The organism is Ekhidna sp. (genome assembly GCF_965227465.1).
In the GTDB taxonomy this organism is placed as follows: domain Bacteria; phylum Bacteroidota; class Bacteroidia; order Cytophagales; family Cyclobacteriaceae; genus Ekhidna.
The window spans coordinates 2,929,745-2,948,923 of sequence record NZ_OZ245746.1 but is presented as its reverse complement, the minus strand read 5'-3'; the positions used below and the strand labels follow the sequence as shown (position 1 = coordinate 2,948,923).

Genomic DNA, 19,179 nt, shown 5'->3' with positions numbered 1-19,179 from the left:
TTGATATACAACATGGCGTTCAGAAAAAACAAAAAAATTCACAATGACTTCTCAAAAGTTACTATCAGTCTTGCGTCTCCAGAATCGATTCTGGAAAGCTCGCATGGTGAGGTAACTCAGCCTGAAACCATCAACTACAGGACGTACAAGCCTGAGATGGGCGGCCTTTTCTGTGAGCGAATTTTCGGTCCAGTAAAAGATTGGGAGTGTCACTGTGGTAAATACAAAAGAATCCGATATAAAGGCATCATCTGTGATCGATGCGGTGTTGAAGTAACGGAGAAGAAAGTTCGAAGAGAGCGAATGGGCCACATAGAATTGGTTGTCCCGGTTGCTCATATCTGGTACTTCAAATCGCTACCAAATAAGATTGGTTATTTGTTAGGAGTACCAACAAAGAAGTTGGATCAAATTATCTATTACGAAAGATATATTGTCATCCAACCAGGAGCTAAGGAGGAAGACGGAATTTCAAGGCTGGACTTCCTTACCGAAGAAGAATACCTGGATATTCTGGATAAGCTTCCAAGAGAAAACCAAATGCTTGATGATGATGATCCGAATAAATTCATCGCTAAGATGGGTGCGGATGCATTAGAAATGCTTTTGGCAAGAACAAAGTTGGATGAGCTTTCATTTGAACTAAGACATCAGGCAGCTACAGACACTTCTCAGCAGAGAAAAGCGGAGGCGTTAAAGAGATTGAGAGTTGTTGAGGCCTTCAGAGATGCCAAAACAAGAATCGAAAACAAGCCTGAGTGGATGATCGTGAAAATGGTCCCAGTAATTCCACCAGAATTACGTCCTTTAGTTCCACTAGATGGAGGTCGATTTGCGACTTCTGATTTGAATGACCTCTACAGAAGAGTTATTATCAGAAATAATCGTCTGAAGAGACTTATTGACATCAAAGCTCCGGAAGTAATTCTTAGAAATGAGAAAAGAATGCTTCAGGAAGCGGTGGATTCACTTTTCGATAATTCAAGAAAAGTAAACGCTGTTCGATCTGATGGAAATAGAGCATTGAAGTCTTTAAGTGATATGCTTAAAGGTAAGCAAGGTCGTTTCCGTCAAAACCTATTGGGTAAAAGGGTAGACTATTCCGGTCGATCTGTAATCGTCGTAGGACCTGAGTTGAAAATGCATGAGTGCGGGTTGCCTAAAAACATGGCAGCAGAGCTATTCAAGCCATTTATTATCAGAAAATTGATCGAAAGGGGAATCGTTAAAACGGTAAAATCCGCGAAGAAAATTGTAGACAGAAAAGATCCTGTCGTTTGGGATATTCTTGAAAATGTATTGAAAGGACACCCGGTATTACTGAACAGGGCTCCTACACTACACAGATTAGGTATTCAGGCATTCCAGCCAAAATTGATTGAAGGAAAAGCAATTCAGCTTCACCCATTGGCATGTACGGCGTTCAACGCCGATTTTGATGGTGACCAAATGGCTGTTCACGTTCCACTAGGACATGAGGCAATTCTGGAAGCTTCTTTACTGATGCTTTCTTCTCACAATATACTGAACCCTGCAAATGGGGCACCAATCGCGGTACCTTCTCAGGACATGGTATTAGGTCTTTATTACATAACTAAAGGACGAAGAAGCACAGATAAAGAAAAGGTAGCCGGAGAAGGAAAGATATTCTACTCTCATGAAGAGGTTATTATCGCACTCAATGAGAAACAGATTTCTCAGCATGCTTACATTAAAGTGAGAACCAATGTAAGAAATGAGATAGGTGAACTTGAAAGTAAAATCATTGAAACTGTTGCAGGTAGAGTACTATTTAACGAATCTGTACCAGAGGAAGTAGGGTATGTAGATGAGCTACTAACCAAGAAGAAACTTCAAAAAATTATCTCTAATGTCTTCAAGATTGTTGGAATGGCAAGAACAGCTCACTTCCTGGATGATATTAAGTCACTTGGTTTCCAAATGGCTTACAAAGGAGGCCTTTCAATGGGACTTGATAACATCAACGTTCCTGCTGAAAAAGAGAAACTAGTAGCGCAAGCAAAAGAAGAGGTTGACGCTGTATGGCAAAACTATCTGATGGGTCTAATCACAGATAATGAGCGTTACAATCAGGTGATCGATATCTGGACAAGAACGAACACCATGTTGACCAATTCATTGATGAAGCAAATGGAAGAAGATGATCAAGGCTTCAACTCCATTTACATGATGATGCACTCAGGTGCAAGGGGATCAAGAGAGCAGATTCGTCAGCTTGGTGGAATGAGAGGTTTGATGGCTAAGCCACAAAAGAATTTACAAGGTTCTGTGGGTGAAATCATTGAAAACCCGATTCTTTCCAACTTTAAAGAAGGGCTTGATGTAATTGAGTACTTTATTTCAACTCACGGTGCTAGAAAAGGTCTTGCAGATACTGCATTGAAAACAGCTGATGCTGGTTACCTGACACGTCGACTTGTAGATGTAGCGCAGGATGTAGTTATTAATGAAGATGATTGTGGAACATTAAGAGGACTTTCTGTTTCGGCATTGAAGGATAACGAAGAAGTTGTTGAGGCGCTTTCTGAGCGAATCTTGGGTAGAGTCTCTGTACATGATATATATGATCCGATCACAGAAGAATTGGTGATCGAGTCTGGAAAAGAATTTACTGAGGAAATTGCCGATTATATTGATAATTCAAGCATTGAAGAAGTAGAAATACGATCCGTATTGACTTGTGAAACTCGTCAGGGAGTTTGTGCGAAGTGTTACGGAAGAAACTTGTCTTCTGGCAGAATGTCGCACGTTGGTGAGGCTGTTGGAGTTATTGCGGCACAATCAATTGGTGAGCCAGGTACACAGCTTACATTGAGAACATTCCACGTAGGGGGTACTGCCTCAAATATTGCTGTTGATGCCAACATTAAAGCGAAGTTTGAGGGTGTGATTGAGTTTGATGAGCTCAGAACGGTGAAATCAACTGATGATGAAGGTAAGAAGATAGAAGTAGTGATGGGTCGTTCGGGCGAGATCAAGATCCTGGATGCGAAGAAGGAGAAGGTGTTGATATCTAATCACGTCCCTTATGGTGCAATCTTGAAGGTGAAAGATGGTGGCAAAGTTGCTAAAGGCGATGAGCTATGCTACTGGGATCCTTATAATGCAGTTATCATGTCAGAATTTGATGGAACTGCATCATTCGACTCGATCATCGAAGGTGTTACTTTCAAGGAAGAGTCTGATGAGCAAACCGGTCACAGAGAGAAAGTTATTATCGACACAAAAGATAAAACTAAAAACCCGGCGATTGAGGTTGTTGGCAAAGATGGAACAACTCAAAAGGCATATAACATCCCTGTGGGTGCTCACATGGCCGTTGAGGAAGGAGACAAAATTAAGCCGGGACAAGTGCTCGCTAAGATTCCAAGAAAAACAGGTAAGTCAAGAGATATTACCGGGGGTCTTCCCAGAGTAACAGAGTTATTCGAGGCAAGAAATCCTTCGAACCCTGCTGTAGTTAGTGAAATTGATGGTGTTGTAGAATACGGTGGGATCAAGAGAGGTAATAGAGAAATTTATATTGAATCCAAGGATGGCGTGAAAAAGCGTTACATGGTACCGCTTTCTAAGCACATCCTCGTTCAAGATAATGATTACGTTAGAGCTGGAGACGCACTATCTGATGGAGCAATTACACCAGCGGATATCCTAAAGATCAAAGGTCCAACAGCAGTTCAGGAATATTTGGTGAATGAAATTCAGGAGGTATACCGATTGCAAGGGGTGAAGATCAATGATAAGCACATCGAGGCGATCGTTCGTCAAATGATGCAGAAAGTGGTAATTGAGAATCCGGGTGATACCAGCTTCTTGACTAATCAACTTGCAGATCGTTTTGCTTTCATGGAAGAAAACGATACCATCCTTGATAAGAAGGTAGTTGTTGAACCTGGTGATTCTACGAATTACAAAGCAGGACAGATTATTGATGCGAGAAGCCTTAGAGACGAAGTTTCTAGTCTGAAGCGAAGAGACCTTAAGCCTATGATTACAAGAGATGCAGAACCTGCAACCGGTAAACCAACGCTTCAGGGAATTACGCAAGCTTCATTAGGTACAGAAAGCTTCATTTCTGCAGCATCATTCCAGGAAACAACTAAAGTATTGAGTGAAGCCTCTATCAAAGGAAAAGCAGATACTTTAATTGGATTGAAGGAAAATGTGATCGTTGGTCACTTGATTCCTGCAGGAACTGGAATTAGAAAGCATCAGAAATATATCGTTAATTCTCAGGAGGAATATGATAAATTAGTTTCTTCCAAAGAGGAATTTGAATCCAAAGAGGTTGAAGAAGCCTAAGGTTTATGAGTGACGATCAGAAAAAAGACGATAAAAATCCAAATAATCAGATCAACATAGAGCTCTCGGAGGAAACTGCCGAGGGTATCTATGCCAATCTGGCTATGATTGCTCATTCAAGCAGTGAATTTGTTATTGACTTTATCCGTCTGATGCCAGGCGTTCCAAAAGCCAAGGTGAAATCACGAATTGTGGTAACACCAGAACATGCAAAAAGGCTTTTGCATGCACTTCAGGATAATATTAAGAAGTATGAAGCCTCATTCGGAGAGGTTAAACAAGCTGATGAAATGCCAAAATTCCCTATGAATTTTGGAGGGACAATGGGTGAGGCTTGAGATGAATCTTAATATTTCTATAAATAATCCCGTTAATTAATCTTTTAACTTTTTGATATAATCTCAATATATCTATCTTTGCGTTCCCAAATTTTGGGACGATTAGAAATTATAGCGTATGCCAACTATACAACAATTAGTAAGGAAGGGTAGAAAAAAGCTGACTTCAAAGTCTAAATCCCCAGCATTGGATTCATGTCCACAAAGAAGAGGAGTATGTACGCGTGTATATACTACCACTCCTAAGAAGCCTAACTCAGCAATGAGAAAGGTGGCAAGGGTAAGACTTACCAACGGTAAAGAAGTAAATGCTTATATCCCTGGAGAAGGACACAACCTTCAAGAGCACTCTATTGTGCTTATCAGAGGTGGTAGAGTAAAAGATTTACCTGGTGTTAGGTATCACATCATTCGAGGTGCGTTGGATACAGCTGGTGTAAACGGACGTCTACAAAGAAGATCTAAATACGGCGCTAAGCGACCTAAAAAATAATTTGCAGGAGAAATGAGAAAAGCAAAACCTAAAAAGAGATACATCCTTCCTGATCCTATTTATCAGGATACCTTAGTTACCAAGTTTGTGAACAATCTAATGTTCGACGGTAAAAAAAGTATTTCTTACAAAATCTTCTACAGTGCGATCACTCAAGTAGAGGAAAAGACAAAAGAAAATGGTCTTGAAATCTGGAAAACAGCATTGAGCAATATTATGCCATCTGTTGAGGTGAAGGCGAGAAGAGTTGGAGGAGCTAATTTCCAGGTTCCGATTGAAGTTAGACCAGATCGAAAAATTGCTCTTGGCATCAAATGGATGATTAAGTATGCAAGATTACGGGGCGAGAAAACAATGGAAGATCGTCTTGCAAATGAAATCATCGCTGCATCAAAAGGTGAAGGAGCCGCTGTGAAGAAAAAAGACGACATGCACAGAATGGCTGAAGCTAACAAAGCATTCTCACACTTCAGATTCTAAGAACTAAAATGGCAAGAGACTTAAGACTTACAAGGAATATCGGTATCGCAGCACACATTGATGCCGGAAAAACAACAACCACTGAGCGTATTCTTTATTATGCGGGTATCAATCACAAAATCGGTGAGGTACACGATGGGGGCGCTACAATGGACTGGATGGAGCAGGAGCAGGAAAGAGGTATCACGATTACTTCAGCTGCCACTACTGTATTCTGGAAGTATAAGGATGAGGATTATCATATCAATATAATCGATACACCAGGACACGTTGATTTTACCGTAGAGGTAAATAGATCATTGCGTGTGCTTGATGGATTGGTTTTTCTTTTTAGTGCTGTGGATGGTGTAGAGCCTCAATCAGAAACTAACTGGAGACTTGCGGATAATTATAAAGTTGCAAGAATTGGGTTCGTCAATAAAATGGACCGTTCAGGAGCTGACTTCCTAAAAGTTTGTAAGCAAGTAAAAGAAATGTTAGGTACTAAAGCAGTACCACTTCAGTTGCCTATAGGAGCTGAAGACAACTTCAAAGGAGTTGTAGACTTAGTAGAAAACAAAGCCTATATCTGGAACGAGGAGGATATGGGTATGACATTCGAAGAAATTGAAATTCCTGCTGATATGCAGGAAGAAGTAACCGAATATAGAGAGCATCTTGTTGAGTCAGTAGCAGAATACGACGAAAACTTGATGGAAAAATACTTCGAAGATCCTGAAAGCATCACTAGAGACGAAATAGTAGCTGCTCTTAGAGCCGCAACCATTGATTTGGCTTTTGTGCCAATGCTTTGTGGTTCCGCTTTTAAGAATAAAGGTGTTCAGACGCTATTGAATTACGTGATGGAATTACTTCCTTCACCATTGGATAGAGATAGCATTACTGGTACAAATCCAGATACTGAAGAACCAACTACAAGGAAGCCTTCAAGCGATGAGCCATTTGCAGCACTTGCTTTCAAGATTGCAACAGATCCATTCGTTGGGCGTCTTTGCTTCGTGAGATCGTATTCAGGAACGCTGGAATCCGGATCTTATATTTACAATACACGAACAAGCAAGAAAGAACGTATTTCACGAATCTTTCAGATGCACGCCAACAAGCAAAACCAAATTGATAAACTTCATTGTGGAGATATTGGAGCTGTTGTTGGATTCAAAGACATTAAAACGGGAGATACGCTCTGCAACGAGAAAGCAAAAATCGTTCTTGAGTCAATGGTATTCCCTGATCCTGTTATTGGTTACGCTATTGAGCCTAAGACTCAGGCAGATGTCGATAAATTAGGTATTGCAATAGGTAAACTAATTGAAGAAGATCCAACCTTACAGGTAGAAACCAACCATGAAACCGGTCAAACTATCCTGAAAGGAATGGGAGAGCTTCACTTAGATATTATCATCGATCGACTTAAAAGAGAGTTTAAGGTTGAAATCAACCAGGGAGCTCCACAAGTAGCATACAAAGAAGCAATTACTACTTCTATTGAGCACAAGGAAGTTTATAAGAAACAGTCTGGTGGTCGAGGTAAGTTCGCTGATATTGTATTTGAAATAGGTCCAAAAGATGAAGATTACGAGAAAGATGGACTTCAGTTCGTAAATGAAATTGTTGGAGGGGTAATTCCAAAAGAATTTATTCCTGCGATTCAGAAGGGCTTTGAACAAGCAATGGTGAATGGACCTTTAGCTGGGTATCCGGTGGATACAATGAAGGTAAGATTATACCACGGTTCATTCCACGATGTGGATTCAGATTCACTATCGTTCGAATTAGCTGCTCGTTCAGGGTTTAAATCTGCTGCTTCAAAATGTGGTCCAGTAATTCTGGAGCCGATTATGGCTGTGGAAGTTGTTACTCCGGATGAGTACACAGGTACAATTACCGGGGATTTGAATAAGCGAAGAGGGATGATGAAGGGAATGGATACAAGAGGTACTTCCGCAGTAATCAAAGCAGATGTTCCTTTATCCGAACTATTCGGATATGTAACTGACCTTAGAACGAACAGTTCAGGACGAGCTACAGCTTCACTGACGTTCTCACACTACGATCAGGTGCCTAAGAATATCGCTGAAGGAATCATTGCAGATGTGAAAGGCACAGCCAACGTATAAAAGAATTGATTAAAAGATCATGAATCAGAAAATTAGAATAAAGCTTAAATCTTACGATCACAACTTGGTTGACAAGTCTTCTGAGAAAATTGTTCGAGCGGTAAAGACTACCGGAGCGGTTGTTAGCGGTCCAATTCCTCTACCAACTGTGAAAGAAAAATTCACTGTTTTGAAATCTCCACATGTGAACAAAAAAGCCAGAGAGCAATTTCAGCTTTGCACATACAAGAGACTGGTAGATATCTATAGCAACAGCGCCAAAACAGTAGATGCACTAATGAAGCTTGAGCTTCCTAGTGGAGTAGACGTTGAGATTAAAGTATAATTGGGTTTTTAACCCCAAAATGGAGAACCAATTGGTCCGTATCGATTGGTTCTTTTTTTGTCTAAAAAATAACCGAACAATTTTTTTGTTCGGCAAGTGGATTTGCTATCTTTGCAGTCCTTTTCACGAAAAGTTTGCCTGAGAGGGTAATTAAAAGATATAAACGAGTAGAAAATGCCTGGTTTAATAGGAAGGAAAGTAGGAATGACTAACGTCTTTGACGAGAACGGTAAAAGCATCGCTTGTACCCTTGTTGAGGCTGGTCCTTGCGTCGTGACTCAAGTTAAGAACGAAGAGACAGACGGATATAAAGCTGTGCAGTTGGCATACGGTGACAGGAAGGAAAAAAATACACCTAAAGCATTGCAGGGTCATTTTGCTAAAGCAAAAACTACTCCGAAGCTTAAGGTTGTTGAGTTTAGAGATTTTAGATCTGAATTTGATGATAAAGTGAAGTTGGGAAATGAAATCAAAATTGAAGATGTATTCAATGAGATGGATTTTGTTGATGCTGTAGGAACATCAAAAGGTAAAGGATTTCAAGGAGTTGTAAAGAGACACGGTTTTGGTGGAGTAGGTCAGGCAACTCACGGTCAACATAATAGACTAAGAGCTCCAGGGTCAATAGGTGCGGCATCTTTCCCTTCAAGAGTTTTTAAAGGCTTGAAGATGGCAGGAAGAACCGGTGGAGAAAGAGTTAAGGTTTTAAACCTTAGAGTTTTGAAAGTATATCCTGAGAAAAATTTGGTACTGATTTCAGGTGCTATTCCAGGAGCTAAAAATTCATTCGTAATACTTGAGAAGTAATCATGAAGGTAGCTGTATTAAATATTAAAGGGGAAGAAACAGGAAGAGAAATCAACCTGGATAAGAATGTGTTTGGCATAGAGCCAAATGAGCATGCTGTCTACCTTGATGTAAAGAACTATTTAGCAAACCAAAGACAAGGGACTGCTAAGACCAAAGATAAAGGTGAGATCACAGCATCAACTCGTAAGATCAAGAAACAAAAAGGTACTGGTACTGCAAGGGCTGGTAGTGTTAAGTCTGGTATTATGAGAGGTGGAGGTACCTTCTTTGGACCTCAGCCAAGAGATTATGGTTTTAAGCTTAATAAGAAGGTAAAGAAATTGGCTAGAAAGTCAGTTCTTTCTTCAAGAGCTAAAGAAAAAGCCATTCAAATTTTGGAGGATTTCAATTTCGAAGCTCCAAAAACAAAAGAATTCATCAGCATTCTTAATAACCTTTCTGTATCAGGTAAGAAAGCTTTACTTCTCGTAAGCAACGAGAGTAAGAATATTTTCTTGTCTTCCAGAAACCTTAAGAAAGCACATGTTTCAACTGTTGACGAAGTGAATACTTATGATTTGATTAACGCTGAATGCGTGATCATTTGTGAGGGAACACTTGAGCACCTAAAAGAAAGATTGAACTAAGATGGGAGTTTTAATAAAACCATTAGTAACTGAAAAAGTATCTGCTCTTAATGAGCATGGAAAATACGGTTTTGTAGTTGCTAAAAATGCAAATAAGGTTCAGATTAAGACTGAAGTTGAAAAGACTTACGGTGTTACTGTAGAATCTGTAAATACCATGATTCAACCTGGTAATTCGAAAAGAAGATATACCAAGTCACGAGTCATTGAAGGAAGAACTCCAGCATATAAAAAAGCAATTGTGCAAGTGGCTGAGGGTGAAATAATTGATTTTTATAGCGGAATATAATAGATAGCGATGGCTGTAAAAAAACTTAAACCGACTACCCCAGGACAGAGATTCAGAATGGCTCCTGTCTTTGATGATATTACAAAGTCCACTCCAGAGCGGTCTTTGGTAACTGTTTCAAAAAGAAATGGAGGTAGAAATAATCAGGGTCGAATGACTGTTCGTAATGTTGGAGGTGGTCACAAGCGTAAGCTTAGACTCATCGACTTCAAAAGAGACAAGCACGGAATCCCTGCAACAGTAAAAGCAATCGAGTATGATCCAAATAGATCTGCTAGAATAGCTTTAGTGTATTATGCTGACGGTGAAAAAAGATACATTCTGGCACCTGCTGGCCTTGAGGTTGGAACTGTTGTGAATTCAGGTACGGGAATAGCTCCTGAAGTAGGAAATGCTTTATTTCTTTCAGAAATACCATTAGGTACCATTATTCATAACATTGAGCTGAAGCCTGGTAAAGGTGGAGTGATGGCACGAAGTGCTGGAACTTACGTGCAGTTGGTCGCTCGCGAAGGAAAGTATTCAACTGTGAAACTTCCTTCAGGTGAAATGAGAATGGTATTGAATACGTGCCTTGCAACTGTAGGAACCGTTTCTAACTCTGATCACATGAGTGTAAGACTAGGAAAGGCCGGTAGAAACAGATGGTTAGGGAAGAGACCTAGAGTAAGAGGTGTAGCGATGAACCCGGTTGATCACCCAATGGGTGGTGGTGAAGGTAGATCCTCTGGGGGTCACCCAAGATCCAGAAATGGTCAGTACACGAAGGGTATGAAAACTCGTCGACCAAATAAATATTCCGATAAGCAGATAGTTAAACGAAGGAAATAATGTCAAGATCATTAAAGAAGGGACCTTATATAGACTTTCGTCTTGAGAAGAAAGTTGACACGATGAATGAGTCGGGTAAGAAGTCTGTGATCAAAACCTGGTCAAGAAGATCAATGATATCTCCGGATTTCGTAGGTCACACTTTTGCAGTGCACAATGGAAATAAATTCATCCCGGTTTTCGTAACAGAGAACATGGTTGGTCATAAGCTTGGTGAATTTGCCCCTACTAGAAATTTTAGAGGGCATATAGCTAAGAAGGATAAAGGTAAAAGATAAGAGCACCAATGGAAGCTGAAAAGAAACTTAAGAAATCGGTACGAATCAGACTTCAGAAAGAAGCTGATAAGAAATTTCGTGAAGAGAACAAGGGTAAGTTGGGTGCGGTTAAATCTTCACTTAGAAATGTTCCAACTTCTCCTCGTAAGATGAGATTAGTAGCTGATATGATAAGAGGAGAACGAGCAAACATTGCTCTTAATATTCTTCGATTTGATGCACATCACGCATCTAATACATTGGAGAAACTACTTCTTACTGCTATTGCTGATTGGCAAATGCAAAACGAGGACATAAGCATTGAAGACGCTGACTTATACGTGAAGGAAATCTTCGTTGATAGTGCAAGGATGCTTAAAAGATTGAGACCAGCACCGCAAGGAAGGGCTCACAGAATTAGAAAGAGATCTAATCATGTGACTATCGTGATCGATAATCACAACCAGGATACTAACGAAACTAAAGAAAGCAACAAGTAATGGGACAAAAAGTAAACCCAGTTGGATTTAGATTAGGCGTTATCAAAGGGTGGGATTCCGCTTGGTTTGATAGTAAGTCCTATGCTGATAAACTAGTTGAAGACAACAAGATCAGAAAATACATCACTGCCAGAATGCCAAAAGGTGGCATCTCAAAAGTAGTGATCGAAAGAACGTTGAAAAGAATTACACTTACTGTGCACACTGCACGTCCTGGTGTTGTAATTGGTAAGGGAGGATCTGAGGTAGATAAGATTAAGGAAGAGTTGAAAAACTTGACCGGTAAAGATCTTCAGATCAATATTTTTGAAATTAAAAGACCTGAGCTAGATGCTAAGTTGGTAGGCGAATCAATCGCACAACAACTTCAAGCTAGGATCTCATTCCGTAGAGCTATGAAGCAATCAATTGCTTCTTCTATGAGAGTTGGTGCTCAGGGTATCAAAATCAAGTGCTCAGGTAGATTGGGTGGAGCAGAGATGGCTAGAAGCGAGCAGTATAAAGAGGGAAGAATTCCTTTGCATACTTTGAGAGCTGATATCGATTATGCGATTACCGAAGCTCACACAATCTACGGTAAGATTGGAATCAAAGTATGGATTTTCAAGGGTGAGGTTTTTGGTAAGAGAGATTTATCTCCGAATGTAGGTCAATCAGGTGCTGGCAACAGCAATGCACCAGGTGGAGCTTCAAACAGAAGGAGAAGAGAAAACAGAAGAAGAAAGTAAAGTTTTGTAAAGCATGTTACAGCCAAAACGAACGAAATTTAGAAAAATGCAAAAAGGCCGAGTGAAGGGTCTTGCTCAACGTGGGCATAGACTGGCATTCGGAACTTTTGGAATCAAGGCGATGGAACCGGGATGGATCACGAGCCGTCAGATAGAAGCTGCAAGGATTGCAATGACTAGAGCGATGAAAAGAGAGGGTCAGGTATGGATCCGAATCTTTCCTGACAAGCCTGTGACCAAGAAGCCAGCTGAAGTAAGGATGGGTAAGGGTAAAGGAGCACCAGAATACTGGGTAGCTACTGTGAAGCCTGGAACTGTTCTATTTGAAGCAGCTGGAGTAGATATCGAATTGGCTAAAGAAGCTTTACGATTGGCGGCACAGAAGCTTCCAATTTCTACAAAATTTACATTAGCAAAAGATTATAAGCCAGAGTAATGAAGAATTCTGAATTAAGAGGATTGAGTCTGGACGAGCTGAAAAATAAGCTTGCAGTAGAAAAGGAGAGTTACGCAAAACTGAAGTTTGCGCATAGCATTACTCCTATTGAGAATCCAATGAAAATTCGTGAGAATAGAAAATTGGTCGCAAGAATTCAGACAGAAATTAAAGTCAAAGAATTAAACCAAGTTGCTGAAGCAAGCAAATAATTTTCAGTGATGGAAAGAAATCTAAGAAAAGAAAGAATCGGACAAGTGGTGAGCAATAAAATGCAGAAAAGCATCACTGTGGCTGTAGAAAGAAAAGTAAAACATCCGATCTACGGAAAGTTCGTGAGAAAGACTACAAAGCTCACAGCTCATGACGAGAAAGATGACTGCAATATCGGAGATACCGTGAAAGTGGCAGAGACTCGTCCAATGAGTAAGAACAAGAGATGGAGGTTAGTAGAAATTATTGAAAGAGCAAAATAATGGTACAACAGGAGTCAAGATTATCGGTTGCGGACAACAGTGGCGCTAAAGAAGTGCTAGTAATCCGTGTGCTTGGAGGCACCAAGAAGCGATATGCTTCTGTGGGTGACAAGATTATTGTTACTGTAAAGCACGCACTTTCATCAAGTAGTTTGAAAAAAGGAACTGTCTCTAGAGCAGTGGTAGTAAGAACCAAAAAAGAGGTTCGAAGAAAAGATGGTAGCTACATCCGATTTGAGGATAACGCAGCTGTTCTACTTACTGCAAATGATGAGCCTAGAGGAACAAGGATTTTTGGTCCTGTTGCAAGAGAGCTTAGAGAAAAGCAGTTCATGAAAATTGTATCATTAGCACCTGAAGTACTTTAATGATGAGCAAAATAAAATTTCACGTTATCAAAGGTGACACAGTAAAGATCATTGCTGGTAACGATAAAGGTAAGACCGGTAAAGTGCTTGAAGTTAATCGAGCAAAGTACCGAGCGATAGTAGAAGGAGCCAACTTGGTTACAAAACATGTTAAGCCCTCAGCTACAAATCCAGAAGGTGGTATTCAGGAAACTGAAGCTTCCATTCATCTAAGCAATTTGATGGTTGTTGATCCTACTAGTGGAGAGCCAACAAGAATTGGAAGAAAGGTGAATGCTGGAGAAAAATTGCAAAGATTTTCAAAGAAGTCAGGAGAATACATCACGAACAATGGCTAATCCAAGATTAAAAGAGAAGTACAGTAAGGAGATAATTCCTCACTTGAAAGATAAGTTTCAGTACAAATCTGTGATGCAGGTTCCGAAACTTACCAAGATCGCAATAAATAAAGGGATCGGTGAAGCTGTATCTGACAAGAAATTGGTAGATACAGGTGTGGAAGAACTGACACAAATCACAGGTCAGCAAGCAGTGCCAACAATTGCTAAGAAATCCGTCTCAAACTTTAAGTTGAGAGAAGGAATGCCAATTGGTGCTAAAGTGACACTTAGAGGAGACAAGATGTATGAATTTCTTGATCGATTGATGACAATCGCTCTTCCTCGAGTAAGAGACTTTAAAGGAATTAAGGAAAAGGGATTTGACGGTAGAGGTAATTATACGCTTGGAGTTCAGGAGCAAATTATTTTCCCGGAAATCAGTATCGATAAAGTAAACAAAATCACAGGTATGGATATCACGTTTGTGACAACAGCACAAACTGATGAAGAAAGTCTTGAGTTATTGAGATCTTTCGGAATGCCGTTTACTTCAAAGAAGAACTAAGAAATTATGGCTAGAGAAGCAGTAAAAGCGAGAGAAAGAAAGAGAGAAAAGCTTGTAGCAAGATATGCAGAGAAAAGAGCAGCTTTAAAAGCAGCTGGAGATTACGAAGCATTGGACAAGCTACCAAGAAACTCTTCAAAAGTAAGATTGCATAACAGATGCAAGCTTACAGGTAGACCTAAGGGCTACATGAGGAGATTTGGAATCTCTAGGGTGACATTCAGAGAGATGGCATCCCAAGGAAAAATACCAGGAGTAACAAAAGCTAGCTGGTAGTTTAAAACTTCCTTTCGTTTTAAGAATATTAATTATTATTTTTGCACCCCCTTTTTCGAGGGGGATAAGTGTGTTTAAGAAATGGTAACAGACCCGATAGCAGATTATTTAACAAGGATTCGAAACGCCATAGGCGCGAATCACCGTGTAGTAGAGGTGCCTGCTTCTAATTTAAAGAAGGAGATCACTAAAGTATTGCACAGCAAGGGCTTCATCAGAAACTACAAGTTTGAGGATGATGAAAAGCAGGGAATTATTAAAATAGCCTTGAAATACAATCCGCAGACAAAGCAGTCAGCGATTACAAGTCTGGAGAGAATTAGTACTCCGGGTCTTAGAAAGTATGCTGGAGCGGAGGCGCTACCAAGAGTATTAAATGGTCTTGGTATCGCAATTCTTTCGACCTCTAAGGGAGTGATTTCTGACAAAGAAGCGCGAAGAGAGAATGTCGGTGGTGAAGTTTTATGTTACGTGTATTAATTGATTTGAGATGTCAAGGATAGGAAAAGCACCAATAAATGTACCTGAAGGAGTTTCAATCACAGTTGATAAACATACTGTGAGTGTGAAAGGCCCTAAAGGAGAGTTGACTCAACAGATTGATCCGGATATTACCTGCAAGGTAGAGGACGGTGTTCTTACTGTTGAAAGACCTACAGAACAAAAAAGACATAAGTCCCTTCATGGACTTTACCGTTCATTGGTAAATAACATGGTTGAGGGGGTGAGCAACGGTTTCAAGAAAGAAATGGAACTTGTAGGAGTAGGTTATAAAGCAGCTGTTCAAAACAATGTTTTGGAGCTAAACCTTGGTTACTCTCACAGCATATACTTTGCTGTACCGGAAGAAATTAAGGTTTCTGCTGAGACAGAAAAAGGAAAAAATCCAAAGGTGACTGTTGAAGGAATTGACAAACAATTGGTTGGTCAGATTTCTGCAAAAATTAAGTCACTGAGAAAAGTTGAACCATACAAAGGAAAAGGTATTCGCTTTATTGGTGAGCAAATTAGAAGAAAAGCTGGTAAAACTGCTGCTAAATAATAAGATATGGCAATTACTAAAACAGCAAGAAGAAAAAGACTTAGACTCGGTATCCGAAGTAAGATATCTGGTACTGCTGATAGACCAAGAGTTTCTGTCTTCAAGAGTAATAAAGGTATTTATGCTCAGCTAATCGATGATGTAAATGGAAAGACCCTGGCATCAGCTTCTACAAAGGAAATAGGAAAGCAAAACCTGAACGTGGAAGTAGCTAAAGAAGTTGGAAAGAAGCTAGCTGAAAATGCGAAAAGTGCAGGTATCGAAACAGTTGTTTTTGATCGAGGGGGATACCCATATCATGGTAGAGTAAAGTCATTAGCAGAAGGTGCTCGTGAAGGAGGTTTAAAATTCTAAGGAACGGAAATTATGTCACAAAGCAATATAAGATCTATAAAAGCAAGTGAAATCGACCTTCAGGAGCGCGTAGTAGCTATTAAAAGAGTAGCGAAAGTAGTGAAAGGTGGTCGTCGATTTAGCTTCTCTGCAATCGTTGTGGTTGGAGATGGAAACGGCGTTGTAGGATACGGTCTTGGTAAAGCAAATGAAGTAACAGATGCGATTACTAAAGGTATTGATGATGCAAAGAAAAATTTGGTAAGAGTGCCTGTGTTTAAAGGTACTGTACCTCATGAAGCGCTAGGTAAATTTGGTGGAGGTCTTGTACTTCTTAAGCCAGCTGCTGCCGGTACCGGTGTAATAGCTGGTGGTGCGATGCGTGCGGTACTCGAGAGTGCTGGCGTGCATGATGTACTTGCAAAATCAAAAGGATCATCTAATCCACATAACGTGGTGAAGGCTACTTTTGACGCTTTGAATAAAATGAGAGATCCATTCGCTGTTGCTCAGCAAAGAGGAGTCTCTTTAGATAAAGTTTTCAATGGCTAAGACAATGGGAAAAGTATTAATCACACAGAAGAGAAGTACAATCAAGCGTCCTGAAAACCAGAAAAGAACAATGGTTGCTTTGGGTCTTGGTAAAATCAATAAGTCCGTTGAAAAAGAATTGACCCCTTCAATTAGTGGGATGATCAAAACGGTTAATCACTTAGTAGAAGTTAAAGAGCTTTAATCATGAGACTTGAATCATTAAAGCCTGCAGAAGGCTCAACAAAGAATAGAAAGCGAATCGGTAGAGGACAAGGCTCTGGTCGAGGCGGTACATCTACAAAAGGTCATAAAGGAGCTCAGTCTCGTGCTGGATACTCAAGAAAGACTGGATTTGAAGGAGGGCAAATGCCGCTTCAAAGAAGAGTACCGAAATTCGGATTTAAGAATAACAATAAAGTTGTTTCTAAGCCAATTAATCTTGACGATCTTCAGAAGCTAAGTGAAGCAAAGAAGTTGAAAGAGGTTACTCCGGAGATTTTAAAAGCAAATGGTTTGGCTCAGAAAAATGATATCATCAAGGTATTGGGTAGAGGCGAATTAAAAGCAGGACTAAAAGTAACAGCACATAAATTCTCAAAAACAGCACAAGAGGCTATTGAGAAAGCTGGTGGGTCAATTACAGTAGTTGAATAATGAAGAAATTCATAGATACCATACGAAACATTTTTTCCATTGAGGAGCTAAGAACCCGAATCCTAAATACAATAGGATTCTTGGTTATTTTTAGAATTGGTTCTTTCGTGGTACTTCCTGGAGTAGATCCAAGCAATCTGGGTGGAGATGCGCAAGGCATTTTCGGCTTGCTGGATACATTCCTGGGTGGAGCATTTAGTAATGCATCCGTGTTTGCACTTGGTATCATGCCATATATCTCTGCTTCAATTGTTTTGCAGTTGATGACGGTGGCGGTTCCGTATTTCCAGAAATTGCAAAAAGAAGGAGATAGTGGACGAAAGAAAATTAACCAATTGACTAGGGTACTTACCATTGCTATATGTATGGCGCAAGGCTTTAGTTATGTTTCAGCTGCTATTCCTGCTGAGGCAATCATTAGCAATACATTCTTTTTCAAATTCACTTCAGTTATCATCCTGACTTCAGGTACTATTTTCTGTATGTGGCTTGGAGAGAAGATTACCGATAAAGGAATTGGAAATGGTATTTCCATGCTAATTATGATTGGTATCATTTCAAGATTTCCTGGAAGTATTGCTGCTGAAGCGATTACCAGGGGAATGAGTGAAATGTTGCTTTTCATTTTAGAGCTAGTAGCACTATTCTTCGTGGTTTTAGTAACTGTAGCACTTGTACAAGCGGTACGAAGAGTTCCGGTACAGTATGCCAAGCAAGTGGTAGGTAATAAAGTATATGGTGGTCAGAGACAGTATATTCCATTGAAGGTTAATGCTTCTGGTGTTATGCCGATCATTTTTGCTCAATCCATCATGTTCCTTCCTGCTATGCTTGCAGGTCTTTGGAGAGAAGAGAGTGATTTTGCCAACTACATTGGAACAACGTTTTCTGATTTTACTTCATGGCAGTATAACCTGACGTTTGCGATTATGATTATCATATTCACATTCTTTTACACTGCTATTACAATCAATCCAAATCAGATTGCAGACGATATGAAAAGAAACGGTGGTTTTGTTCCGGGTGTAAAACCAGGAAAGCAAACAGCTGATTTCTTGGATAATATTCTTTCAAGAATCACATTACCAGGAGCTATATTCTTAGCTATCATAGCTATTCTTCCGGCTTTCGCAATGATTGCCGGGGTGAATCAGGGATTTGCTCAATTCTATGGAGGTACCTCTCTATTGATTATGGTAGGGGTTATTCTTGATACCCTTCAGCAGATTGAGAGCTACCTGCTCATGAGGCACTATGAAGGAATGATGAAATCAGGTAGAGTTAAAGGACGAACTCAAGCAGCATAATGGCAAAACAAGCATCCATAGAGCAAGACGGAACTATCGTGGAAGCATTGTCTAATGCAATGTTTAGAGTAGAACTTGAAAACGGTCATGAGGTTATAGCGCATATCTCGGGTAAAATGAGAATGCACTACATCAAGATTTTACCTGGAGATAAGGTGAAATTGGAAATGTCTCCATATGACCTAACAAAAGGAAGAATAGTTTATCGCTATAAATAAAACAGTCAGAGACTGATAAATAAGTAAGAAATGAAAGTAAGAGCATCCGTAAAAAAACGAAGCGCTGATTGCAAAGTGATCAGAAGAAAAGGGAAGCTTTATGTGATCAATAAAAAGAATCCAAAGTTTAAACAAAGACAAGGATAATTATGGCAAGAGTTGCAGGAGTAGATATTCCCGATAACAAAAGAGGCGAAATCGCCTTAACGTACATTTTTGGAATCGGCAAAGCGTCAGCACAGAAGATTTTAACTGATGCTGGGGTGGATCTTAATAAAAAAGTACAAGACTGGACCGATGAGGAAGGTGGAAACGTACGAACAATCATACGTGAAAACTTCAAAGTGGAAGGTGTTCTCAAGGGAGAGGTTCAGATGAGTATTAAGCGACTTTTGGACATTGGTTGCTACAGAGGCCTTCGTCACAGAAAAGGGCTTCCGGTTAGGGGTCAGCATACGAAAAACAATGCGAGAACCCGAAAAGGTAAGAGAAAAACGGTTGCTAATAAGAAGAAAGCTGTTAAGTAATAGATA

At 40.0% G+C, this 19,179-nt stretch carries 30 protein-coding genes; all 30 read left to right on the top strand.

Features of this window, described 5'->3' with window-relative positions:
- The first annotated feature begins 12 nt into the window (after nt 1–12).
- The 30 genes from rpoC (at nt 13) to rpsM (ending at nt 19,173) form a co-directional block, all read left to right on the top strand.
- Nucleotides 13–4,323: a DNA-directed RNA polymerase subunit beta' gene (rpoC, locus tag ACO05G_RS13020; protein WP_421763154.1), complete on the top strand. Its 4,311-nt coding sequence runs from the start codon at nt 13–15 to the stop codon at nt 4,321–4,323.
- Between the two features lie 5 nt (nt 4,324–4,328).
- Nucleotides 4,329–4,661 (top strand): DUF3467 domain-containing protein, encoded by a 333-nt coding sequence (locus ACO05G_RS13015; RefSeq protein ID WP_348283881.1) that lies wholly within the window; start codon nt 4,329–4,331, stop codon nt 4,659–4,661.
- A 118-nt stretch (nt 4,662–4,779) separates the two neighbouring features.
- On the top strand, nt 4,780–5,154 hold the full coding sequence (gene rpsL / locus ACO05G_RS13010) for a 30S ribosomal protein S12 (RefSeq protein WP_089356794.1): 375 nt from the start codon (nt 4,780–4,782) through the stop codon (nt 5,152–5,154).
- Between the two features lie 12 nt (nt 5,155–5,166).
- On the top strand, nt 5,167–5,634 hold the full coding sequence (gene rpsG / locus ACO05G_RS13005; protein WP_348283880.1) for a 30S ribosomal protein S7: 468 nt from the start codon (nt 5,167–5,169) through the stop codon (nt 5,632–5,634).
- Between the two features lie 8 nt (nt 5,635–5,642).
- Nucleotides 5,643–7,751, top strand: a complete 2,109-nt coding sequence (fusA, locus tag ACO05G_RS13000; RefSeq protein ID WP_421763153.1) for an elongation factor G — start codon at nt 5,643–5,645, stop codon at nt 7,749–7,751.
- Nucleotides 7,752–7,770: 19 nt separating this feature from the next.
- Complete coding sequence (gene rpsJ / locus ACO05G_RS12995; RefSeq protein WP_089356797.1) at nt 7,771–8,076, top strand: 30S ribosomal protein S10; 306 nt, start codon at nt 7,771–7,773, stop codon at nt 8,074–8,076.
- A gap of 174 nt (nt 8,077–8,250) precedes the next feature.
- Nucleotides 8,251–8,883, top strand: coding sequence for a 50S ribosomal protein L3 (gene rplC, locus ACO05G_RS12990; RefSeq protein WP_348283878.1), 633 nt, complete (start codon nt 8,251–8,253; stop codon nt 8,881–8,883).
- 2 nt (nt 8,884–8,885) lie between these two features.
- Nucleotides 8,886–9,512 (top strand): 50S ribosomal protein L4, encoded by a 627-nt coding sequence (gene rplD / locus ACO05G_RS12985; protein WP_421763152.1) that lies wholly within the window; start codon nt 8,886–8,888, stop codon nt 9,510–9,512.
- A 1-nt stretch (nt 9,513) separates the two neighbouring features.
- Nucleotides 9,514–9,801 carry a 50S ribosomal protein L23 gene (rplW, locus tag ACO05G_RS12980; RefSeq protein ID WP_348283876.1) on the top strand — a complete coding sequence of 96 codons (288 nt, stop codon included), beginning with the start codon at nt 9,514–9,516 and terminating at the stop codon, nt 9,799–9,801.
- Between the two features lie 9 nt (nt 9,802–9,810).
- Nucleotides 9,811–10,632 (top strand): 50S ribosomal protein L2, encoded by an 822-nt coding sequence (gene rplB / locus ACO05G_RS12975; protein ID WP_348283875.1) that lies wholly within the window; start codon nt 9,811–9,813, stop codon nt 10,630–10,632.
- Nucleotides 10,632–10,910 (top strand): 30S ribosomal protein S19, encoded by a 279-nt coding sequence (gene rpsS / locus ACO05G_RS12970; protein ID WP_348283874.1) that lies wholly within the window; start codon nt 10,632–10,634, stop codon nt 10,908–10,910. The genes rplB and rpsS overlap by 1 nt, the downstream gene beginning before the upstream one ends.
- Nucleotides 10,911–10,918: 8 nt before the next feature.
- Entirely contained in the window at nt 10,919–11,389 is a 471-nt protein-coding gene (rplV, locus tag ACO05G_RS12965; RefSeq protein ID WP_348283873.1) for a 50S ribosomal protein L22, read from the top strand.
- Nucleotides 11,389–12,117 carry a 30S ribosomal protein S3 gene (gene rpsC / locus ACO05G_RS12960; protein ID WP_348283872.1) on the top strand — a complete coding sequence of 243 codons (729 nt, stop codon included), beginning with the start codon at nt 11,389–11,391 and terminating at the stop codon, nt 12,115–12,117. Before rplV ends, rpsC begins: the two co-directional genes overlap by 1 nt.
- A 13-nt stretch (nt 12,118–12,130) precedes the next feature.
- Nucleotides 12,131–12,553 carry a 50S ribosomal protein L16 gene (rplP, locus tag ACO05G_RS12955; protein WP_348280430.1) on the top strand — a complete coding sequence of 141 codons (423 nt, stop codon included), beginning with the start codon at nt 12,131–12,133 and terminating at the stop codon, nt 12,551–12,553.
- Complete coding sequence (gene rpmC / locus ACO05G_RS12950; protein ID WP_348283871.1) at nt 12,553–12,765, top strand: 50S ribosomal protein L29; 213 nt, start codon at nt 12,553–12,555, stop codon at nt 12,763–12,765. The genes rplP and rpmC overlap by 1 nt, the downstream gene beginning before the upstream one ends.
- A 9-nt stretch (nt 12,766–12,774) precedes the next feature.
- A complete protein-coding gene (gene rpsQ, locus ACO05G_RS12945; RefSeq protein ID WP_348280432.1) occupies nt 12,775–13,029 on the top strand; it encodes a 30S ribosomal protein S17 in 255 nt (84 codons plus the stop codon).
- Nucleotides 13,029–13,397 (top strand): 50S ribosomal protein L14, encoded by a 369-nt coding sequence (rplN, locus tag ACO05G_RS12940; RefSeq protein ID WP_348280433.1) that lies wholly within the window; start codon nt 13,029–13,031, stop codon nt 13,395–13,397. Before rpsQ ends, rplN begins: the two co-directional genes overlap by 1 nt.
- Nucleotides 13,397–13,735 (top strand): 50S ribosomal protein L24, encoded by a 339-nt coding sequence (gene rplX / locus ACO05G_RS12935; protein WP_421763151.1) that lies wholly within the window; start codon nt 13,397–13,399, stop codon nt 13,733–13,735. Before rplN ends, rplX begins: the two co-directional genes overlap by 1 nt.
- A complete protein-coding gene (rplE, locus tag ACO05G_RS12930; RefSeq protein ID WP_348283868.1) occupies nt 13,728–14,282 on the top strand; it encodes a 50S ribosomal protein L5 in 555 nt (184 codons plus the stop codon). Before rplX ends, rplE begins: the two co-directional genes overlap by 8 nt.
- 6 nt (nt 14,283–14,288) lie before the next feature.
- Complete coding sequence (gene rpsN, locus ACO05G_RS12925) at nt 14,289–14,558, top strand: 30S ribosomal protein S14 (RefSeq protein WP_348283867.1); 270 nt, start codon at nt 14,289–14,291, stop codon at nt 14,556–14,558.
- A gap of 81 nt (nt 14,559–14,639) precedes the next feature.
- Nucleotides 14,640–15,038 (top strand): 30S ribosomal protein S8, encoded by a 399-nt coding sequence (rpsH, locus tag ACO05G_RS12920; protein ID WP_348283866.1) that lies wholly within the window; start codon nt 14,640–14,642, stop codon nt 15,036–15,038.
- A 10-nt stretch (nt 15,039–15,048) separates the two neighbouring features.
- The gene (rplF, locus tag ACO05G_RS12915; RefSeq protein ID WP_348283865.1) at nt 15,049–15,600 is read left to right on the top strand and encodes a 50S ribosomal protein L6; all 552 of its coding nucleotides are present in this window, start codon (nt 15,049–15,051) and stop codon (nt 15,598–15,600) included.
- Nucleotides 15,601–15,606: 6 nt separating this feature from the next.
- A complete protein-coding gene (gene rplR / locus ACO05G_RS12910) occupies nt 15,607–15,954 on the top strand; it encodes a 50S ribosomal protein L18 (RefSeq protein WP_348283864.1) in 348 nt (115 codons plus the stop codon).
- Between the two features lie 12 nt (nt 15,955–15,966).
- Nucleotides 15,967–16,485, top strand: coding sequence for a 30S ribosomal protein S5 (gene rpsE / locus ACO05G_RS12905; protein ID WP_348283863.1), 519 nt, complete (start codon nt 15,967–15,969; stop codon nt 16,483–16,485).
- Nucleotides 16,486–16,489: 4 nt separating this feature from the next.
- Entirely contained in the window at nt 16,490–16,669 is a 180-nt protein-coding gene (rpmD, locus tag ACO05G_RS12900) for a 50S ribosomal protein L30 (RefSeq protein ID WP_348283921.1), read from the top strand.
- Between the two features lie 2 nt (nt 16,670–16,671).
- Nucleotides 16,672–17,121, top strand: coding sequence for a 50S ribosomal protein L15 (rplO, locus tag ACO05G_RS12895; protein ID WP_421763150.1), 450 nt, complete (start codon nt 16,672–16,674; stop codon nt 17,119–17,121).
- Nucleotides 17,121–18,428, top strand: a complete 1,308-nt coding sequence (secY, locus tag ACO05G_RS12890; protein WP_348283861.1) for a preprotein translocase subunit SecY — start codon at nt 17,121–17,123, stop codon at nt 18,426–18,428. The genes rplO and secY overlap by 1 nt, the downstream gene beginning before the upstream one ends.
- Nucleotides 18,428–18,646 carry a translation initiation factor IF-1 gene (gene infA, locus ACO05G_RS12885; RefSeq protein WP_089356818.1) on the top strand — a complete coding sequence of 73 codons (219 nt, stop codon included), beginning with the start codon at nt 18,428–18,430 and terminating at the stop codon, nt 18,644–18,646. The genes secY and infA overlap by 1 nt, the downstream gene beginning before the upstream one ends.
- A 30-nt stretch (nt 18,647–18,676) precedes the next feature.
- A complete protein-coding gene (gene ykgO / locus ACO05G_RS12880; protein ID WP_348280443.1) occupies nt 18,677–18,793 on the top strand; it encodes a type B 50S ribosomal protein L36 in 117 nt (38 codons plus the stop codon).
- Nucleotides 18,794–18,795: 2 nt separating this feature from the next.
- Complete coding sequence (gene rpsM / locus ACO05G_RS12875; protein WP_348283860.1) at nt 18,796–19,173, top strand: 30S ribosomal protein S13; 378 nt, start codon at nt 18,796–18,798, stop codon at nt 19,171–19,173.
- Nucleotides 19,174–19,179 lie beyond the last annotated feature (6 nt).

Bases quoted from the DNA above. Each gene is read 5' to 3' on its own strand.
- infA (WP_089356818.1), top strand. From the start codon at position 18,428: ATGGCAAAACAAGCATCCATAGAGCAAGACGGAACTATCGTGGAAGCA.
- rplN (WP_348280433.1), top strand. From the start codon at position 13,029: ATGGTACAACAGGAGTCAAGATTATCGGTTGCGGACAACAGTGGCGCT.
- rplP (WP_348280430.1), top strand. From the start codon at position 12,131: ATGTTACAGCCAAAACGAACGAAATTTAGAAAAATGCAAAAAGGCCGA.
- secY (WP_348283861.1), top strand. From the start codon at position 17,121: ATGAAGAAATTCATAGATACCATACGAAACATTTTTTCCATTGAGGAG.
- rpsC (WP_348283872.1), top strand. From the start codon at position 11,389: ATGGGACAAAAAGTAAACCCAGTTGGATTTAGATTAGGCGTTATCAAA.
- rpoC (WP_421763154.1), top strand. From the start codon at position 13: ATGGCGTTCAGAAAAAACAAAAAAATTCACAATGACTTCTCAAAAGTT.
- ACO05G_RS13015 (WP_348283881.1), top strand. From the start codon at position 4,329: ATGAGTGACGATCAGAAAAAAGACGATAAAAATCCAAATAATCAGATC.
- rpsN (WP_348283867.1), top strand. From the start codon at position 14,289: ATGGCTAGAGAAGCAGTAAAAGCGAGAGAAAGAAAGAGAGAAAAGCTT.
- rpmC (WP_348283871.1), top strand. From the start codon at position 12,553: ATGAAGAATTCTGAATTAAGAGGATTGAGTCTGGACGAGCTGAAAAAT.
- rplD (WP_421763152.1), top strand. From the start codon at position 8,886: ATGAAGGTAGCTGTATTAAATATTAAAGGGGAAGAAACAGGAAGAGAA.
- rpsQ (WP_348280432.1), top strand. From the start codon at position 12,775: ATGGAAAGAAATCTAAGAAAAGAAAGAATCGGACAAGTGGTGAGCAAT.
- rplX (WP_421763151.1), top strand. From the start codon at position 13,397: ATGATGAGCAAAATAAAATTTCACGTTATCAAAGGTGACACAGTAAAG.
- rpmD (WP_348283921.1), top strand. From the start codon at position 16,490: ATGGGAAAAGTATTAATCACACAGAAGAGAAGTACAATCAAGCGTCCT.
- rplF (WP_348283865.1), top strand. From the start codon at position 15,049: ATGTCAAGGATAGGAAAAGCACCAATAAATGTACCTGAAGGAGTTTCA.
- rplE (WP_348283868.1), top strand. From the start codon at position 13,728: ATGGCTAATCCAAGATTAAAAGAGAAGTACAGTAAGGAGATAATTCCT.
- rplV (WP_348283873.1), top strand. From the start codon at position 10,919: ATGGAAGCTGAAAAGAAACTTAAGAAATCGGTACGAATCAGACTTCAG.
- rpsJ (WP_089356797.1), top strand. From the start codon at position 7,771: ATGAATCAGAAAATTAGAATAAAGCTTAAATCTTACGATCACAACTTG.
- rplR (WP_348283864.1), top strand. From the start codon at position 15,607: ATGGCAATTACTAAAACAGCAAGAAGAAAAAGACTTAGACTCGGTATC.
- rpsS (WP_348283874.1), top strand. From the start codon at position 10,632: ATGTCAAGATCATTAAAGAAGGGACCTTATATAGACTTTCGTCTTGAG.
- rplB (WP_348283875.1), top strand. From the start codon at position 9,811: ATGGCTGTAAAAAAACTTAAACCGACTACCCCAGGACAGAGATTCAGA.
- rpsG (WP_348283880.1), top strand. From the start codon at position 5,167: ATGAGAAAAGCAAAACCTAAAAAGAGATACATCCTTCCTGATCCTATT.
- ykgO (WP_348280443.1), top strand. From the start codon at position 18,677: ATGAAAGTAAGAGCATCCGTAAAAAAACGAAGCGCTGATTGCAAAGTG.
- rplO (WP_421763150.1), top strand. From the start codon at position 16,672: ATGAGACTTGAATCATTAAAGCCTGCAGAAGGCTCAACAAAGAATAGA.
- fusA (WP_421763153.1), top strand. From the start codon at position 5,643: ATGGCAAGAGACTTAAGACTTACAAGGAATATCGGTATCGCAGCACAC.
- rplW (WP_348283876.1), top strand. From the start codon at position 9,514: ATGGGAGTTTTAATAAAACCATTAGTAACTGAAAAAGTATCTGCTCTT.
- rpsM (WP_348283860.1), top strand. From the start codon at position 18,796: ATGGCAAGAGTTGCAGGAGTAGATATTCCCGATAACAAAAGAGGCGAA.
- rplC (WP_348283878.1), top strand. From the start codon at position 8,251: ATGCCTGGTTTAATAGGAAGGAAAGTAGGAATGACTAACGTCTTTGAC.
- rpsL (WP_089356794.1), top strand. From the start codon at position 4,780: ATGCCAACTATACAACAATTAGTAAGGAAGGGTAGAAAAAAGCTGACT.
- rpsE (WP_348283863.1), top strand. From the start codon at position 15,967: ATGTCACAAAGCAATATAAGATCTATAAAAGCAAGTGAAATCGACCTT.
- rpsH (WP_348283866.1), top strand. From the start codon at position 14,640: ATGGTAACAGACCCGATAGCAGATTATTTAACAAGGATTCGAAACGCC.